General features: G+C 39.6%; 1 protein-coding gene. It reads left to right on the forward strand.

Annotation, left to right across the window (positions count from 1 at the left end):
* Window positions 1-43 precede the first annotated feature (43 nt).
* The gene (locus HX062_RS16115) at window positions 44-970 is read left to right on the forward strand and encodes a PorP/SprF family type IX secretion system membrane protein (protein ID WP_182625980.1); all 927 of its coding nucleotides are present in this window, start codon (window positions 44-46) and stop codon (window positions 968-970) included.
* Window positions 971-1,095 lie beyond the last annotated feature (125 nt).

Raw genomic sequence — 1,095 nt, forward strand, 5'->3', positions numbered from 1 at the left:
TTCACACAGTTGGTTCAATTCTTTGTAAAAAATTAAATCGTATATGAGAAAAATATATTTAACACTAGGTTTACTGAGTCTGCTTAGTTGCCTAGAGACAAAGGCCCAACAAAACCCACAGTACACCCAATACATGTACAATATGAGTGTTGTTAACCCTGCTTATGCTGGTTCTAAGGATGCTGTTTCTATGGGAGCCTTATACCGCAAACAATGGGCTGGATTTAAAGGAGCTCCAGAAACGGGCACATTCTTTATCAACAGCCGAGTTGGTAAGAAAGTTGGGGTTGGATTGTCTTTTATCAATGACCGCATTGGCCCTGTTACTGAGAACAACCTCTATGGAGATTTCTCTTATACCTTGGAGTTAGGTGGCGTACACAAGTTGGCCTTGGGTATTAAAGCAGGTGCTACGTTTCACAGTGCGAACTTGTTTTCTGAGGTTGGTGATGGTTATACGATTGATCCCAATGACCCAGCCTTCGGCGCAGATAGTAAATCAACGCTTTTTAACGCAGGTATCGGAGCTTACTACTATACTGATAAATACTACATTGGTTTAGGAGTTCCCAACTTGATCAAAGAGTATTACCTGAATTACGATGGAAAAGACTTCGGTCAACGCGAGATCCATATGTTCTTAAATGGAGGTTATGTATTTGATTTAGATCAAGACTGGAAATTGAAACCTTCAACTATGATCAAATACGCACTTAATTCCCCTGTATCGTTCGACGTGAATATGAATGTGATGTATATGGATAAAATCGAGGCGGGTATTAGTTACCGCTTAGATGATGCCGTTGGCGGGATGATCAACTACCGAGTTACGCCTCAGTTGCGCGTAGGTTATGCTTATGATTACGTGACGTCAGACATCAATAAAGTAGCAAAAGGATCCCATGAGTTCATGGTGTTGTATGACATTTTCTTGTCTAAGAAAGTTTCTAGTTCATCCCGTTATTTCTAATTGATTAAAAAACACACAATGAAAATAAGAAAGGTTTATTTAAGTCTGTTATTGGGTGGATTATTATCCACGCAAAGTCTAAGTGCTCAAGAGCCTATCAAACCACCTTTAGAGATTGCCAATGA

The sequence above is a fragment of the Myroides sp. DF42-4-2 genome (assembly GCF_030326445.1).
In the GTDB taxonomy this organism is placed as follows: Bacteria; Bacteroidota; Bacteroidia; order Flavobacteriales; family Flavobacteriaceae; genus Flavobacterium.

Coding starts and splice junctions, on each gene's coding strand:
- HX062_RS16115 (WP_182625980.1), top strand. CDS start 44: ATGAGAAAAATATATTTAACACTAGGTTTACTGAGTCTGCTTAGTTGC.